The organism is Promicromonospora kroppenstedtii DSM 19349 (assembly GCF_000515355.1).
Lineage (GTDB): Bacteria > Actinomycetota > Actinomycetes > Actinomycetales > Cellulomonadaceae > Promicromonospora > Promicromonospora kroppenstedtii.
In genome coordinates, this window is the sequence record NZ_KI911608.1 from 15,563 (window position 1) to 17,766 (window position 2,204).

Annotated in this window: 2 protein-coding genes; both read left to right on the forward strand. The window is 60.2% G+C overall.

What is annotated here, in order from left to right:
* The first annotated feature begins 532 nt into the window (after positions 1-532).
* A complete protein-coding gene (locus PROKR_RS33790) occupies positions 533-1,309 on the forward strand; it encodes a hypothetical protein (protein ID WP_169736316.1) in 777 nt (258 codons plus the stop codon).
* Between the two features lie 651 nt (positions 1,310-1,960).
* Positions 1,961-2,204: GntR family transcriptional regulator (locus PROKR_RS03775; RefSeq protein ID WP_157601873.1), on the forward strand; the 244-nt coding region annotated here is incomplete at its 3' end.

Consider the following 2,204-nt stretch of genomic DNA (forward strand, 5'->3'; position numbering starts at 1 on the left):
CGGGGCGCGGAGCCGAGCGGGATCGGGTCGGGCGCGGGGCGGCCGGCGGGCTGGTCGGGTGCGGGGCGCTGGGCGGCGTCGGTCATGGACGCGAGACTAGCCGTGATCGCCCTGCTCAGGCCCGTGGCCAGGAAACGTCCTTTGGAGATACCGCCAAGTGTTCACAACAGTGTTCGACAACCATCACGCATAGGAGCCGCCCGCACCGCCGTCAATGCACCCGTCGTATCATCAGCTCGGCACGCAGCTCCAACGTGGCAACGCTCGGACGAACGCCAGTGGCGGCCTCGCCAGAGGCACCGCGCGAGACCTCACCCCGGCCAGGCATTCAGCATCTGAAGATCACCCCCTCGGTCACGGCCACGATCCACGGAGACCGCACTAAGGTGTGCGGGGGCCTCGGACCGCAAGTGGGCATACGGATTTCGCCGCGTCGCTTACCAAAATCGGACGAGCACCCCGTTGCAACTTGGAAATTGGATCGGCAGCAGTTCACCACCTCGACCATTCACACTTTCGGAGCATCTAGAGCATGGATGATCAAGTATTTTTTGGGGTAATTCAAGTTCTAGCACCATCATTCTTGATCGCATTTGCTGTAATCATTGACGCCCGATTATTCGGACCTTACTTCTCACTAAGTTCCATAATCAGCGGTGGCGATGGGATGGAAGGAGACTGGTGGAGCGAGAATCCACGACTAAAAGGGGCTGTTCTGCGTCGATTTACCTACCCTGTCGTCACCGGATTTGTACTAGGCCTTCTCGGATTCGACCAGTGGGCATCAATGGTGACTGTGGGATTATTGGCCGGAGTCCTGCTGCTTTGGCCTGTCGCATTCTTAGGCCTTCCTAGCTTTTCGAGCCGACGAGACTGGGAGATACCCGCCCTCTATCTCGCGTTTATTTGCGCGTACACCTTGCTAGTCCCTGCCGGTGGTGCAATATCACAGTGGGTCACCGGCTCCTCCGAGGGGGAGCCAATCCCCTGGATAGCAGATCAGATTGTGGGATCGCTCGTCGTGTGCGGTGGGTCACTCCTGACGAGTGCGGCATTCTTTGGAATTCAGAGCAGTCTTGGAAACAAGATTCGATTTCGCGCCAAAGAAGGGGAAGCGGAGTATCTTCAATACCAGCTGCAGAAACGGTCGAGGCAACGAAGATTACCGGTCGCCTGGGAAGACCATAACAGCCTATTCGTGGGTGTTGCAGCAGTTGTTGCACTCACGACAGTTTCAACGCTACTCTTCCAGAATCTACGCCATCGGAAAGATCGACCCAATAATCGCCAAGTGGGCGACCACCCTTGAAGCGATTCTCCTAGTCGAAATGAATGAGCGCCCAGTTTGGATTCGCGCAATCGAGTGGTCTGTGCGCCTTCTGGGCCGGCGCCGAACCACCTGTGGCCCACTCCAACTACGCAACGCACCGTTTCGGTTTGATCATGCGGTGGTCTTGGCGGCGCGAAGAATCGATTCGGCAAACCTACAGCCGAGCAACGTACGTGGATTGGCTCGGACTTGGAATGGGGCTGCCGACCGGCAGCCAGGATCGCTATTGGGGTATGCCGACGGACTAGCAATTGCCATTTACGTGCTTGATCGAAATCACACACAGTCGACCGTAGAAAAGTGATAGCTTACGTCGGCACCGGCCGCATGCCGCCGCGAATTTCTGCTCCGCTCCAAAGCAGACCACGTTCGAACGGAGCATTCCATAAAGTCCAGAACTGGTTCCGTGTCAGCCGCGACTCGCTCCCAAACCAGATGCTGTAGTCCATACCGCATCTGCTTCGCCAAATCGCGATCGTGCGGGCGGCAACCACGCAGCTCCGCCGGGGCCTAACCCTTGTTGAGTTCCGAGACAGACGTGGGCGAGCCAAAATTTCGCAGCGCGCGTGGCGCGGCTGGAGGAAGCCGGGCTCCGGCCGTACGCCGTCAACATCAGTGCTTCACCGCCGCATGTACGTGACGCGTCTCGCTTGTACTGTGGCGGGCGTGATCAGCATCGACGCCGACTCCCCCGTCCCGCCGTTCGAGCAGGTGCGCACCGGCCTGGCGCAGCAGATGGCGGACCGGACCCTGCCCGTCGGCGCCCGGCTACCGACCGTGCGGGCGCTCGCCGCCGACCTGGGCATCGCCGTCAACACCGTGGCGCGCGCGTACCGCGAGCTGGAGGCGGCCGGGCTCGTCGAGACGCGCGGCC